This is a genomic window from Kosakonia sp. SMBL-WEM22, assembly GCF_014490785.1.
In the GTDB taxonomy this organism is placed as follows: Bacteria; Pseudomonadota; Gammaproteobacteria; order Enterobacterales; family Enterobacteriaceae; genus Kosakonia.
On the sequence record NZ_CP051488.1, the window covers coordinates 1,946,267 to 1,959,324 of the forward strand.

Genomic DNA, 13,058 nt, shown 5'->3' on the forward strand with positions numbered 1-13,058 from the left:
CCGTTTTTCACTCTCCACTCTGCAGGATACGTACACCATGCCAGTGTTACACAACCGCATCTCCAATGATGAACTGAAAGCCCGCATGCTCGCCGAAACCGAGCCGCGCGTTACCGTCTCGTTTTACAAATACTTCTCGATTGTTAACCCGCAGGCGACGCGCGATGCGCTCTACCAGGCTCTGTCGCAGTTGAGCGTCTTTGGGCGCATCTACCTCGCTCATGAAGGGATCAACGCGCAGATCAGCGTACCACAGAGCAAATTCGAGGCGTTTCGCGAAGCGCTCTATACCTTCGATCCGGCGCTGAACGGGCTGCGTCTCAATATCGCTATTGATGATGACGGTAAATCCTTCTGGGTGCTACGCATGAAGGTGCGTGATCGCATTGTGGCAGACGGCATTGAGGATGCGAGTTTTGATGCCAGCAATGTCGGGGACTACCTGAAAGCGGCGGAAGTGAACGCCATGCTTGACGATCCGGACGCAGTATTTATCGATATGCGCAACCACTACGAATATGAGGTGGGCCACTTCGACGGCGCAATGGAGATCCCGGCCGACACCTTCCGCGAGCAGTTGCCAAAGGCGGTCGAGATGATGCAGGAACACAAAGACAAAAAGATTGTCATGTACTGCACCGGCGGCATTCGCTGCGAGAAAGCGAGTGCCTGGATGAAGCATAACGGCTTCAATAAAGTGTGGCACATTGAAGGCGGCATTATTGAGTACGCCCGCCGCGCCCGCGAGCAGGGTCTGCCGGTGCGCTTTATCGGCAAAAACTTTGTCTTCGACGAGCGGATGGGCGAGCGCATCTCTGACGATGTGATTGCGCACTGCCACCAGTGCGGCACGCCGTGCGATGCCCACACCAACTGCCTGAACGATGGCTGCCACCTGCTCTTTATTCAGTGCCCAAGTTGTGCTGAGAAGTTCGACGGTTGCTGCAGCGAGTTGTGCAAAGAGGAGCGTGCCCTGCCGGAAGAGGAGCAGCGTAAACGCCGCGCCGGACGGGAGAATGGCAATAAGATCTTCAATAAATCGCGTGGCCGCCTGAACACCAAACTGGGCATTCCGGACCCGGAATAATGCAGAAGGAGAGGGGAACCCCTCTCCTTTTTTACGCCTGCTTACTTCTGGCGCACACCTTCAACCGAAATAATCAGCTCAACATCCTGCGATGCCGGACCGAGATCGGTGGTGATGTTAAAGTCTTTCAGCTTGATCTTGCCGGAGGCTTCAAAGCCTGCGCGCACGCCGCCCCACGGGTCATTGCCCTGGCCCATCAGCTTCGCTTCCAGTTCAACCGGCTTGGTGACACCGTTTAAGGTCAGGTTGCCGGTGATATCCAGCTCATCACCATCCTTTTTCACCGACGTTGAGGTGAAGGTCGCTTTCGGGAACTTCGCCACGTTGAGGAACTCAGCGCTGCGCAGGTGTTTGTCACGCTCAGCGTGATTGGTGTCGACGCTGTTGGTGTTGATGGTGACATTCACTTTGTCGGCAGCCGGGTTGGCCTCATCAAAGGTAAAGCTACCGTCGAAGTCCTTAAACGTACCGTATAACCAGCTGTAACCGAGGTGCTGGATACGGAAGTTAACGAAGGCGTGCTGGCCCTCTTTATCGATCTTGTAGTCTGCCGCTACGGCAGAACCGGTGGTGAACAGCAGCGAGGCGAGAGCGAGTCCCGGCAGGATCTTCTTCATACTTATGCTCCAGAGTCAGGTGACGATTTTCCCAGCATCCGCTTGAGAGTGGCGTCTTTATCAATGAAATGGTGTTTAAAGGCGGCGAGGCCGTGCAGCACGGAAAGAACCACTACGCTCCAGGCCAGCCATAGATGGATCGTTCCGGCGAGGTCCGCCTGCGAGCCGGCATCGGCAAGCGTGGCAGGGATCTCAAACAGGCCAAATACGCTAATCGGTTTACCATCGGCGGTGGAGATGAGATAGCCGCTAAAGACGATGCTAAATAACAGCAGGTAGAGAACGATATGGGCAATCACCGCGGCGATGCGCGTGGCGGTGGAGTAGCTTTTCAACGGCGGTGGCGGCGGGGAGATAAAACGCCACAGCAGACGGATGACCAGGCCAAACATCAGCAGAATGCCGATACTTTTATGGATTTCGGGTGCCTGATGATACCAGCCATCGTAATAGCTGAGTGTGACCATCCATAACCCTAAGGCGAACATGCCATACACCACGATGGCGACCAGCCAGTGAAGCGTTACGGAAATAAAACCGTAGCGTGCCGGAGAGTTGCGAAATTGCATAACGGGTCATCACTGTTAACCAAAAGTTAATTTAAAATGGCGTCAGTGAGAAAATATTGCAACTCAAAAATAGCGAATTGGATTGTTATTTTTTCTATAACATAAATTTTGAAAGAGTTGACCGGTTTATATTCAGGCTATTAGAAAGTTTAAACGTTTAAGGCAGGCTGTGCAGTAGGTTAGGTGGTCTGTGGTCAAAGTAAAGCATTCAAAAATATTGTTTGTAAAAGGCGAATAAAGCGCTAAGTGTCAGCTTTTGTAAGCGTTTTAGCGCCGCTAACGTTACGCTGAATTAATTGAAAACAACAACTGAGAATATATGCCACCACATTTTCACGCGGGTGATTACTTTATTCTGCGCAAAGAGAAACGGCCCCGAAATAGGGCCGCCATAAACTTAATCTGTAAAACGAGCGAGGGAGAAGGGTTGTAAATCGAACCCGAGCGTTTTCTGCTGCACGAAGGCGCAGGCGATCTCGCCGAGCACCGGCGCAAATTTAAAGCCGTGACCGCTCAGGCCGGTGACCACCAGCGTGTTCGGTTCGCCTGGCAGGGTGTCGATAATAAAGTCTTCATCGGGTGAGTTGTCATAGGTGCAGGATGCGCCATACAGGCAGCCGCCGATGCCCGGCAGATGCTGGCGTAAAAAGGAGAAGCACTCCGAACCGTCGCCAGCTTCTGTGCCAAACGGCGTGCGCTCGTCGGCCGCGTTAATCACCTGTCCGCCGTTGTGGCGACCAATCTTTAACTCATTCTCATCCGCCGGGAAGCCGTAGTAGTGCTCGCCGTTCGGCATCTCGCCGGTAAAGGCCGGGAAGCTGTTTTTCACGCTGTAACGGCCATCGGCCTGGAACCAGGCAAACACTTTGCGTACCGGTTGAATCGGCAGGTTCGGCAGCAGCGTCTGTGCCCAGGTTCCGGCGCTGACCAGCGCTTTTTTGCCGGAGAAACTCCCTTCCGGAGTCTCAATGGTGACGCCATCCTGATGATGGTGCAGGGCGGTGACCGGGCAGTTGAAGAGCTGCGCGCAGCCTGCCTGTTCAGCCAGCTGGATCCAGCTTTTGATTGCCAGCTCGCTGTGCAGCAGGCCGGAGTCGGCTTCATACAGACCAATATAATCATCAGGAACGCGGATTTCCGGCCAGCGCGCCATCAGCGAGGCGGCATCAAGTTTCTCCAGAGTCAGCTTCCACTGCGCGGCGCTGGCAGCGACATTGGCGAGGAAAGGGGAGGTTGCCGGACCGAAATTAATGACGCCGGCACGCTCAAATACCGCTTCGCCGGTGATGGTATTCAGTTCATCCCATAGCTGCTGGGCACGCAGCACCAGCGGAACATATTTCTCGCCTTCGCCATAAGCGTGGCGGATCAGGCGCGTCTTGCCGTGATGACTGCCTTCATGGTGCGGTGGCATATGTGCATCGGTCATCAGCACCTTTAGCCCGGCACGTGTGGCGTAGTAGCCCGCGGCTGCACCGACGGAGCCGCTGCCAATAATAATCAGGTCGTATGTCATGGTTCTCTCCAGGCAATTGCGTGTTCAGGAGGGTAAATAACCTGGGGGGCTTATACAAGGGCAGAAAAAAGAAAGGCACCGCAAGGGTGCCTGGTATTGAGTAAGTACGGATAGTACTAATGTCGCTGATACTCGTCTTTCTCAAAATCGCCTGATTCAATCTTGGCAATGCCCGCTTCCAGAATCGAGATAAACTGGCGGGCAACATCGGTTGTTAACCATAACGTCTGACCGATTTCAGTCCCTTCCTGAGCGGCTCTGTTCGGGGTCTGGTAGTGCAACCGGAGCATCAGTGCGTCATAGCTGTCTACGGTGCTGATGTCCCATCCGACCAGTGGATGGGTCTGGATGACTTCATTATTCTTTACCATCATAACCCCCTGTTTGGCGTGTTTTAATTAGACAACGACGTTCGAGGTTCAATGCGTGTTTTAATTTGAAGCCTTTTCAGTATATCAACAACCCGACCCCATGATCGGGAAAATAAACACTCTGCAACATCTTTTTTGTAGTCATAGATTTTTCTTAAGGGAGTGGTGAAAAGATAAGCGACTCATTTCACTAATAAAATCAGATGTTACGGTTTTGCTTAAAATTGAAGCAAAAAAAGCCGGGGCGACCCGGCAATAACTTCAACTTCAGAGGGAAATTAATCGGTGATAAACCAATCGTCAGCGCTTTCCCAGGTTTCTTGCAGGATTTCACTAACGCGGTCTTTATCTTCTTTCGCGCCGCCAAGGACGGAGAGGTTATTTGCCGCAGCATAACGGACAGAAATTTTATTTTCGCGATCGGGATAGTGATCATTCAGACGGCGGGATAACTCACCTGCCAGCGCATCGATAGCGCCTGCGGGTAAAGATGTGGTTCTGGCAATCGTCACTTCAATGCGCATAACAGCCCCCTGTGTAAGATACTGTATATTTATACAGTCAATCGAAACGCATTACAACAGGGGGCATAAGAATATTTAGCGTTTTACCTGCCAGCGCACGGTTTCACCGGCGAGGAAGGGCACCAGCGTATCATCCGCCAGCGCAATGGACTCCGGTACTACGTACTCCTCACGTTTTAGTTCGACAAACTCTTCATTCACCGGCAGACCATAGAAGCGCGGCCCGTTAAGCGAGCAGAAGGCTTCAAAGTGCTGTAGCGCATTCATCTCTTCGAACACCGTGGCGTAACTTGCCAGCGCCGTTGGTGCGTTAAAACAGCCGGCACAGCCGCAGCTCGCCTCTTTACGATGGCGGGCATGCGGTGCGGAGTCGGTACCAAGAAAGACGCGGTCGAAGCCGCTGGCGGCCAGTTCACGCAGGGCCTGCTGGTGAATATTACGCTTAAGGATTGGTAAGCAGTAGAGGTGCGGACGCACGCCGCCCACCAGCATATGGTTGCGGTTAAAGAGCAAATGCTGTGGGGTGATGGTCGCGGCCAGCCGCTCATTGCCGTCGCGCACATAGTCAGCGGCGTCTTTGGTGGTGATGTGCTCGAATACCACTTTCAGCTCCGGCAGGCGCTTGCGCAGCGGCTCCATCACCGTCTCAATAAAGCGCGCTTCCCGATCGAAAATATCGATCTCCGCGTGGGTCACTTCGCCATGCACCAGCAGCGGCATGCCGAGCCTCTCCATACGCTCAAGCACAGGCATGATGGCATCAATGCTGGTGACGCCGTGGCTGGAGTTAGTGGTGGCATTTGCCGGATAGAGCTTCGCCGCAGTAAAGACCTTTTCCGCGAAGCCGCGCTCAATCTCATCGGGATCGAGGCTGTCAGTGAGGTAGCAGGTCATCAGCGGTTCGAAGTGCTGACCAGCAGGCACCGCGTCAAGAATGCGCTGGCGGTAGGCGATAGCGGCCTCAACGGTGGTCACAGGGGGAGCCAGGTTCGGCATCACAATGGCGCGGGCGTAGGTTTCGCTGGTCCACGGCACCACGGTTTTCAGCATATCGCCGTCGCGCAAATGGAGATGCCAGTCGTCAGGACGGCGGATTTTCAAAACCTGAGGTTGTGTCATTGGAGGGCTCCGGCTAAGTGAGAAAGGGCTGTTTTTGCCGGAGACCAAGCATAAGGGGAAACGTTTTCGTTTGCATCCTTTTCCTGAAAAAAAGGGCGCCAGGCGCCCAAGGATTCAGTCGGTAAGCGGGATGACAATCTCGCCAGGTTTTACCTCAATACCTTTAGCATATTTCTTCGCCAGTGCTTCGCCTTTGGTACTGTCCTCTTTCAGTACGTAGGCCGGGCGCTGGTTAAAGTAGTTGCGCAGAGACTGGTTCAGGTAGGGCATTACGGTTTGCAGCACGCTCTGCATCTTTTCCGGCGTCACTGTCGCGTCTACCACCTCCATCTCGTTCAAATAGATGGCGCCCTTATCCTTATCAAAGGTCGGCAGCGCTTTCAGCTTCAGCTTAATAACCGCTTTTTGATTGCCGAACAGCGACGTCATATCCAGATTAGCGTCGCCCGTTAAGGTAATTTTATTTGGCTCTTCACGTCCGATGGCGCTGGCAAGATTGTTGAGAACAATATGCGCATCAGCCACGCCCGGCACGCCAATATCTTTGGCAAAGTTATTCCGTTTCTGCAGGGCCTGGTTAATCTCCTGCTCGCTGATTGTGTATTGGGTCAGTTGGTTACAGCCCACCAGTACGCCGCTCAGCATTAATGCTGCGGCCAAAATCATCTTCTTCATGAATTCCTCAACGTGGTCCCGATGCCTCGATCGAGGTGTAGCATGCGCGACGCCCGGCGCAAAGGCCAGCAGAAAATACTTAAAGAAGGGGCGGAAGCCGGACGCTTCCGCCATGAACGGCTTAGATAGCCATGGAAGAGAGGAGGTTAACCTGTGTCTGTTTCGCCATGTTGTCGCGGTAGTCGGCGACGCGGGTTGGCCACGTAATGCCGCTGACAATCGTCAGGTTACGCAGCAGCGGGAAGAGGTGAATATCATCTTCTGACAGCTCTCCGTTGATGGCATTCGGCTGCACGATGAGCTTCTCCAGCGCGCGCAGATCGTCGCTGATATTCTTCACCAGCCCGGCAGAGTGGGCGAGATGATCGGCGAAGTCGCCAATCGCGGCCTCTTTTTTGGCGGTGAAGTAGGCTCGCGCCTGTGGGGTGGAAAACTCGTCAAATGGCGCCTGCGCGAAGCGCGGGATGAGCAGCTTATTGACGTAGCCATTCACCTTACGCAGCCACTCCTCGATCTTCGGGTTGCGGGAGCCGGTCAGCAGCGGTTGACCGTCGAGCTTATCAACGTAGTGAACAATATCGAGGCTTTCGGGCAGGTAGCGGCTGTCATCTTTTTGCAGGATCGGCGCCATCTTCTGACCAATCATTTTGGTCGGCGTCGCTTCGTCATCGCTTTGCAGGACATGGAGTTCAACCGGGAGATTCTTAAGGCCGAAAATCATGCGGGCTTTTACACAGAAAGGGCAGTGATCGTAAATGTAGAGTTTCACGTTTCTCCTCCATACTGGTTTATCCATCACTAATCAGTATGGAAGAGAGGCCGACGCGGCGCAAATCAGGCGCCGGGTTCGAGCATCGGCGGCTGAACGCGACGCGGGGCAAACTGCCACAGCAAAGCAAGGGAGGTGACAAGCCCAATCACGCCGAGCATCATCCACGGCAGCTCCGGCTGGCGGAACGCCTTTCCTGCATCAAACAGCCAGCCGCCGCCGGCATAGCCAAGCGCGCCACCGAAGGCCAGACCTAAGCGGCTAAAGCCCATATAGCTGCCGCGCGCCCGCGCATCGGCGAGTTGCGCACTCAGGGTTTCCCGCGCCGGTTCGGCGATAATCGAGCCGATATAGAAGGTGCAGATAAGTGTAAATAGCTGTTGCAGCGAGCCGACCATGCCCATCGGAAAGAGGCTGAAGGACATCACCACCAGGCCGAACATCAGGCGCTGTTCAAGGCGAAAGCGCTTCTCACTCCAGCGGGCAATCGGGTAGAGCAGCGTCAGCGAGAGACAGGCCTCAATCGCGTACATCCACTTTACCGGCGTCGGCGATCCGGCAACGTCGTTGACCATAATCGGCAGCATCAGCATCACCTGTACCGCCAGCATATAGTAGCCACTCAAGGTTAAGACATAGGTGACGAATTTCTTGTCACGCAGCACACGCGCTAAACCCTCGCGCACCGGTGTTTTCACCGTCGAGAGCTTCCACGCCGGCAGCAGCCAGGCGTTAAAGCCGGCGCAGAGGATAAACATTAACGCCCCAGCGGCGCACACCAGACGGAAATCATACTGCAGCAGCCAGCTGCCGAGCAGCGCGCCAATAACCGCCCCAGCGCTATCCTGCATCATCAGCAACGAGAAGAAGCGACCGCGCTGGCGCGGTCGCACCAGTTTGACCACCAGCGCCGAACGCGGCGGGTCGAACAGCGTGCCGCCAAGCCCGGAAAGAATACAGGAGAGCCACAGCACCCATGGCTCGTGCGCCATCCCCATTGCTGCAAAGCCTGCCGCACGCATCAGCATGCCCGTGACAATCAGTGGTTTTGCGCCAAAGCGGTCTGCAATCGCGCCGCCAAACATGCCTAACCCCTGCTGAATAAACTGACGCAGGCCGAGCGCGATCCCGACCATCAGCGCGGCCCAGCCAAGTTGATCAACGAAACGAATGGAAATCAGGGGGAAGACAACAAAAAAACCGAGCACCACCAAAAAATTATCGACCAGCAGGAAATATTTACCCAGGCTCCTTGCCTGCGAGATGCGCGCCATTTCCCCTCCGGGAAATCAGAAAAAGGTGACGCCTCTATTCTGCGGCTTCGGCAACCGTTTTCACACATTCACCGCGACAATATTTTTTTATCAAGGCGGGCGTTTGATTGAGACTTTTCATCGAAAAGGGGGCGCGGCGCAGAAAATGCCATGTTGCTGTTTTCACAGAGTCGCAGAGCAAAGGTATAGTAAAGAGAAGGGGTAAAAAAAGCCGCGAAACGAAGGAGTGGTTAACATGTTTGGCTATCGCAGTAATGTGCCGAAAGTACGCTTGGTAACAGACAGATTAGTGGTGCGCCTGGTTCACGAGCGCGATGCGTGGCGGCTTGCGGATTATTACGCGGAAAATCGCCAGTTTTTAAAGCCCTGGGAGCCCGTCCGCGATGAGAGCCACTGTTACCCTTCTGGCTGGCAGGCGCGTCTGGGGATGATCAATGAGTTCCATAAACAGGGCTCCGCTTTTTACTTCGCCCTGCTCGATCCTGAAGAGAAAGAGATTGTCGGCGTCGCTAATTTCTCGAACGTGGTGCGCGGCTCGTTTCACGCCTGTTATCTCGGCTACTCCATCGGCCAGAAGTGGCAGGGGCAAGGGTTGATGTTTGAAGCCCTGACATCCGCCATTCGCTATATGCAGCGCACGCAACATATGCACCGCATAATGGCCAACTATATGCCGCACAATAAACGCAGCGGCGACTTACTGGCGCGCCTCGGGTTCGAAAAAGAGGGCTATGCCAAATCCTACTTATTGATTGACGGGCAGTGGCGCGACCACGTCCTCACCGCATTAACCGCCCAGGAGTGGACTCCGGGACGCTAAGGAGCAGAGATGAAGTATCAACTCACCGCCATTGAGGCGCGGGTAATCGGCTGTCTGCTGGAGAAGCAGGTCACTACGCCGGAGCAGTATCCGCTTTCCATCAACGGCGTGGTCACCGCCTGCAATCAGAAAACCAACCGCGAGCCGGTGATGAACCTGAGCGAGCCGGAGGTACAGCAGGTGCTTGATGAACTGGTAAAGCGGCACTACCTGCGCACCGTCAGTGGTTTTGGTAACCGGGTGACCAAATATGAGCAGCGCTTCTGCAACTCTGAGTTTGGCGATCTGAAGTTAAGCCCGGCAGAGGTGGCGCTTATCGCCACGCTGTTGCTGCGCGGGCCGCAAACGCCGGGTGAGCTGCGCGGGCGGGCGGAGCGGATGCACCGCTTTGCCGATATGGCCGAAGTGGAAAACGCCCTTGAGCAACTGGCCAGCCGCGACGATGGCCCCTATGTGGTGCGCCTGCCGCGCGAGCCGGGCAAGCGCGAGAGCCGCTATATGCACCTCTTCAGTGGCGATATGCAGACGCTGATCAATGTGGTTGAAGCCGTCGCGCCGACTGAGCAGAGCCTTGAGGCGCGCGTGGAAGCGCTGGAGAGCGAAGTAGCGGAACTGAAGCAGCGTCTCGATTCGCTGCTGGCACATTTAGGGGATTAAGCGTGACGATATTACGGGTTGGTGTAGTAGGGCTGGGCGGTATCGCGCAGAAAGCGTGGTTGCCGGTACTGGGCGCGGCAACAGAGTGGACGCTGGCGGCGGCCTGGTCGCCGACGCGGGATAAAGCCCTGCGGGTGTGTGAAACCTGGCGCATCCCCTATGCGGATTCGCTGGCGTCGCTGGCGGCGCAGTGCGATGCGGTTTTCGTTCACACCTCAACCGCCTCGCACTATGCGGTGGTGAGCGAGCTACTCAACCTCGGCGTGCATGTCTGCGTCGATAAGCCGCTGGCGGAAAACCTGAAAGATGCCGAGCGCTTGGTCGATCTGGCGGCGCGCAAAAAGTTGACGCTGATGGTTGGTTTTAACCGCCGCTTCTCACCGCTCTATCGCGAGTTGAAACAGCAGATGCCGCAGGCGGCGTCGCTGCGCATGGATAAACACCGCGCCGACAGCGTCGGGCCGCACGACCTGCGCTTTACGCTGCTTGATGACTATCTCCATGTGGTCGACACCGCGCTGTGGCTGGCGGGCGGCCGCGTGCAGATCCAGAGTGGCACGCTACAGACCACCGACGACGGCGCAATGCTCTATGCCGAGCACCACTTCAGCGCTGACAATTTGCAGGTCACCACCAGTATGCACCGGCGGGCGGGCAGCCAGCGCGAGTGCGTTCAGGCGGTGTCCGACGGCGGGCTGGTGGACATTACCGATATGCGCGAGTGGCGCGAAGAGCGCGGGCAGGGGATTATCGCGCGGCCGATCCCCGGCTGGCAGAGCGTGCTGGAGCAGCGTGGTTTTGCCGGCTGCGCGCGCCACTTTATCGACTGTGTGCAAAATCAGACGGTTCCGGAAACGGCGGGCGAACAGGCGATCCTTGCGCAGCGCGTGGTGGAGAAGCTCTGGCGCGAGGCGATGAGTGAGTAGTGTGAGGCCACGCAGGCGATAGTAATTCGCTTTTTTCCCTGTAGACTAAGCGCTTCGCTGTATCCCAACGCCTGCATTGCAGGCGTTGTGTCTTATGGAAACCAGAATGAACCTACTCAAATCGCTGGCGGCAGTCAGCTCCATGACGATGTTTTCCCGCGTGCTGGGTTTTGCGCGCGATGCCATTGTGGCACGGGTGTTTGGCGCAGGGATGGCGACGGACGCCTTCTTCGTTGCGTTTAAACTGCCCAATCTGTTGCGGCGTATTTTTGCCGAGGGCGCGTTTTCCCAGGCTTTTGTGCCAATCCTCGCCGAGTACAAAAGCAAACAGGGCGAAGATGCCACCCGCGTCTTTGTCGCCTATGTTTCGGGCTTGCTGACCCTTGCGCTGGCGATAGTGACCGTTATCGGGATGCTCGCCGCGCCCTGGGTTATCCTCGTCACCGCGCCGGGGTTTGCCGATACGGCGGATAAATTCAACCTCACGTCGCAACTGCTGCGCATCACCTTTCCTTACATTCTGCTGATCTCGCTGGCGTCGCTGGCAGGGGCGATCCTCAACACCTGGAACCGCTTCTCGGTGCCGGCGTTTGCGCCCACCTTTCTCAATGTCAGCATGATTGGCTTTGCGCTCTTCGCCGCGCCTTACTTCCATCCGCCGGTGCTGGCGCTGGCCTGGGCGGTGACCGTCGGCGGTGTGCTGCAACTGGTCTATCAATTGCCGCATCTGAAGAAGATTGGCATGCTGGTGCTGCCGCGCATCAACCTGCGCGATGCGGGTGCAATGCGTGTCGTGAAGCAGATGGGGCCGGCGATCCTCGGCGTCTCCGTCAGCCAGATCTCGCTTATCATCAACACCATTTTCGCCTCCTTCCTCGTCTCCGGCTCCGTGTCGTGGATGTATTACGCTGACCGCTTAATGGAGTTCCCCTCCGGCGTACTGGGGGTGGCACTGGGGACTATTTTGCTGCCGTCGCTGTCGAAAAGCTTCTCCAGCGGTAACCAGGAGGAGTATTGCCGCCTGATGGATTGGGGCCTGCGCCTCTGTTTCCTGCTGGCGCTGCCAAGCGCCGTAGCGCTCGGCATTCTCGCCAAGCCGTTAACCGTTTCTCTCTTCCAGTACGGCAAATTCACTGAGTTTGATGCGGCAATGACGCAGCGCGCGCTAATTGCCTACTCGGTTGGGCTGATGGGCTTGATCGTGGTGAAGGTGCTGGCACCGGGCTTCTATTCACGTCAGGACATTAAAACACCGGTCAAAATCGCTATTGTCACGCTGCTGATGACTCAGGTGATGAACCTGGCCTTTATCGGCCCACTGAAGCACGCCGGGCTGTCGCTGTCGATTGGTCTGGCGGCCTGTCTGAACGCCAGCCTGCTCTACTGGCAGCTGCGCAAACAGAAGATCTTCACCCCGCAGCCGGGCTGGAGCCGTTTTCTGCTGCGCCTGGTGATTGCGGTAGGGGTGATGGCCGCAGCGCTGGTGGGCATACTGTATGTGATGCCTGACTGGTCGATTGGCACCATGCCGTACCGCTTGCTGCGCCTGATGGTGGTGGTGGGCGCCGGTATTGTTGCTTACTTTGTCACCCTTGCGCTGCTCGGGTTTAAAGTGAAAGAGTTCGCGCGCCGGACAGTATAAAAAGCAACGCAAAAAGCCAGGGGAGACCCTGGCCTGTTGGCGACGGCATTCTTATGCTGTCGTCGGACTAAATCGCGATCTTCTTGCCGCCACGATGGGCAGAAGAGGCATAGCCATTCGCACCGTAGAGGCTTGGCTCCTGATGCGGTTTCAGAACTTCCAGCGCCTGCTGGTTACGCGCAATTTGCCCCTCCAGCAGCCAGCCGTTGTGCTGGTTGAGGTCGCGTAAATGCTGCGTTTTCTGCGTAATGATCTGCCAGCGATTAGCAACATCGCCACTGGCGTTTTGTTGCGTTTTCTGTTCGGCACGACGCTGCTGCTCAAGATAGTCCAGCGTCGCGAGCAAGGAGCTTTTCTCCTCCGTAATGCGCTGTAGCGCGCTGCCATTAATATGGCCAACGGAAAGCTGTTTTTGCTCAGTATCCATCACGTCTTTCAGCGCGCTCAGGATAACTGTCATTTGATCAAGAATATCTGACAGTCGATTCATAC

Annotated in this window: 15 protein-coding genes; 5 read left to right on the forward strand and 10 right to left on the reverse strand. The window is 55.9% G+C overall.

Annotated features, from left to right (window positions below):
- Positions 1-37 precede the first annotated feature (37 nt).
- Positions 38-1,087 (forward strand): rhodanese-related sulfurtransferase, encoded by a 1,050-nt coding sequence (locus HF650_RS09160; protein WP_187802080.1) that lies wholly within the window; start codon positions 38-40, stop codon positions 1,085-1,087.
- A gap of 41 nt (positions 1,088-1,128) precedes the next feature.
- On the opposite strand, the gene HF650_RS09165 is transcribed toward HF650_RS09160, so the two are convergent.
- From HF650_RS09165 to mdtH, 9 genes are all read right to left on the reverse strand, one after another.
- Positions 1,129-1,704: a YceI family protein gene (locus HF650_RS09165; protein ID WP_187802081.1), complete on the reverse strand. Its 576-nt coding sequence runs from the start codon at positions 1,702-1,704 to the stop codon at positions 1,129-1,131.
- Positions 1,705-1,706: 2 nt separating this feature from the next.
- Positions 1,707-2,273: a cytochrome b gene (locus tag HF650_RS09170; RefSeq protein WP_187802082.1), complete on the reverse strand. Its 567-nt coding sequence runs from the start codon at positions 2,271-2,273 to the stop codon at positions 1,707-1,709.
- A 397-nt stretch (positions 2,274-2,670) separates the two neighbouring features.
- Entirely contained in the window at positions 2,671-3,789 is a 1,119-nt protein-coding gene (solA, locus tag HF650_RS09175) for an N-methyl-L-tryptophan oxidase (protein WP_187802083.1), read from the reverse strand.
- A 116-nt stretch (positions 3,790-3,905) separates the two neighbouring features.
- Positions 3,906-4,160 (reverse strand): biofilm formation regulator BssS, encoded by a 255-nt coding sequence (bssS, locus tag HF650_RS09180; RefSeq protein WP_187802645.1) that lies wholly within the window; start codon positions 4,158-4,160, stop codon positions 3,906-3,908.
- A 278-nt stretch (positions 4,161-4,438) separates the two neighbouring features.
- Positions 4,439-4,684 carry a DNA damage-inducible protein I gene (gene dinI, locus HF650_RS09185; RefSeq protein WP_023481401.1) on the reverse strand — a complete coding sequence of 82 codons (246 nt, stop codon included), beginning with the start codon at positions 4,682-4,684 and terminating at the stop codon, positions 4,439-4,441.
- A 75-nt stretch (positions 4,685-4,759) separates the two neighbouring features.
- Positions 4,760-5,803 carry a dihydroorotase gene (gene pyrC / locus HF650_RS09190; protein WP_187802084.1) on the reverse strand — a complete coding sequence of 348 codons (1,044 nt, stop codon included), beginning with the start codon at positions 5,801-5,803 and terminating at the stop codon, positions 4,760-4,762.
- A gap of 114 nt (positions 5,804-5,917) precedes the next feature.
- Positions 5,918-6,478, reverse strand: a complete 561-nt coding sequence (locus HF650_RS09195; RefSeq protein ID WP_187802085.1) for a lipoprotein — start codon at positions 6,476-6,478, stop codon at positions 5,918-5,920.
- Positions 6,479-6,599: 121 nt separating this feature from the next.
- Positions 6,600-7,247, reverse strand: a complete 648-nt coding sequence (gene grxB / locus HF650_RS09200; protein WP_187802086.1) for a glutaredoxin 2 — start codon at positions 7,245-7,247, stop codon at positions 6,600-6,602.
- 65 nt (positions 7,248-7,312) lie between these two features.
- Complete coding sequence (mdtH, locus tag HF650_RS09205) at positions 7,313-8,521, reverse strand: multidrug efflux MFS transporter MdtH (RefSeq protein WP_187802087.1); 1,209 nt, start codon at positions 8,519-8,521, stop codon at positions 7,313-7,315.
- A gap of 235 nt (positions 8,522-8,756) precedes the next feature.
- Between mdtH and rimJ the strand changes: the two genes are divergently transcribed.
- The 4 genes from rimJ (at position 8,757) to murJ (ending at position 12,566) form a co-directional block, all read left to right on the forward strand.
- A complete protein-coding gene (rimJ, locus tag HF650_RS09210) occupies positions 8,757-9,341 on the forward strand; it encodes a ribosomal protein S5-alanine N-acetyltransferase (protein ID WP_076769679.1) in 585 nt (194 codons plus the stop codon).
- A gap of 9 nt (positions 9,342-9,350) precedes the next feature.
- On the forward strand, positions 9,351-9,998 hold the full coding sequence (locus HF650_RS09215; protein ID WP_187802088.1) for a YceH family protein: 648 nt from the start codon (positions 9,351-9,353) through the stop codon (positions 9,996-9,998).
- 2 nt (positions 9,999-10,000) lie between these two features.
- Complete coding sequence (locus HF650_RS09220) at positions 10,001-10,924, forward strand: Gfo/Idh/MocA family oxidoreductase (protein WP_187802089.1); 924 nt, start codon at positions 10,001-10,003, stop codon at positions 10,922-10,924.
- Positions 10,925-11,030: 106 nt separating this feature from the next.
- Positions 11,031-12,566 (forward strand): murein biosynthesis integral membrane protein MurJ, encoded by a 1,536-nt coding sequence (murJ, locus tag HF650_RS09225; RefSeq protein ID WP_187802090.1) that lies wholly within the window; start codon positions 11,031-11,033, stop codon positions 12,564-12,566.
- 67 nt (positions 12,567-12,633) lie between these two features.
- Here murJ and flgN read toward each other — a convergent pair whose 3' ends face one another.
- Positions 12,634-13,056 (reverse strand): flagella biosynthesis chaperone FlgN, encoded by a 423-nt coding sequence (gene flgN, locus HF650_RS09230; protein WP_187802091.1) that lies wholly within the window; start codon positions 13,054-13,056, stop codon positions 12,634-12,636.
- Between the last annotated feature and the right edge of the window lie 2 nt (positions 13,057-13,058).

Bases quoted from the DNA above. Each gene is read 5' to 3' on its own strand.
- HF650_RS09160 (WP_187802080.1), top strand. From the start codon at position 38: ATGCCAGTGTTACACAACCGCATCTCCAATGATGAACTGAAAGCCCGC.
- HF650_RS09165 (WP_187802081.1), bottom strand. From the start codon at position 1,704: ATGAAGAAGATCCTGCCGGGACTCGCTCTCGCCTCGCTGCTGTTCACC.
- HF650_RS09170 (WP_187802082.1), bottom strand. From the start codon at position 2,273: ATGCAATTTCGCAACTCTCCGGCACGCTACGGTTTTATTTCCGTAACG.
- solA (WP_187802083.1), bottom strand. From the start codon at position 3,789: ATGACATACGACCTGATTATTATTGGCAGCGGCTCCGTCGGTGCAGCC.
- bssS (WP_187802645.1), bottom strand. From the start codon at position 4,160: ATGGTAAAGAATAATGAAGTCATCCAGACCCATCCACTGGTCGGATGG.
- dinI (WP_023481401.1), bottom strand. From the start codon at position 4,684: ATGCGCATTGAAGTGACGATTGCCAGAACCACATCTTTACCCGCAGGC.
- pyrC (WP_187802084.1), bottom strand. From the start codon at position 5,803: ATGACACAACCTCAGGTTTTGAAAATCCGCCGTCCTGACGACTGGCAT.
- HF650_RS09195 (WP_187802085.1), bottom strand. From the start codon at position 6,478: ATGAAGAAGATGATTTTGGCCGCAGCATTAATGCTGAGCGGCGTACTG.
- mdtH (WP_187802087.1), bottom strand. From the start codon at position 8,521: ATGGCGCGCATCTCGCAGGCAAGGAGCCTGGGTAAATATTTCCTGCTG.
- rimJ (WP_076769679.1), top strand. From the start codon at position 8,757: ATGTTTGGCTATCGCAGTAATGTGCCGAAAGTACGCTTGGTAACAGAC.
- HF650_RS09215 (WP_187802088.1), top strand. From the start codon at position 9,351: ATGAAGTATCAACTCACCGCCATTGAGGCGCGGGTAATCGGCTGTCTG.
- murJ (WP_187802090.1), top strand. From the start codon at position 11,031: ATGAACCTACTCAAATCGCTGGCGGCAGTCAGCTCCATGACGATGTTT.
- flgN (WP_187802091.1), bottom strand. From the start codon at position 13,056: ATGAATCGACTGTCAGATATTCTTGATCAAATGACAGTTATCCTGAGC.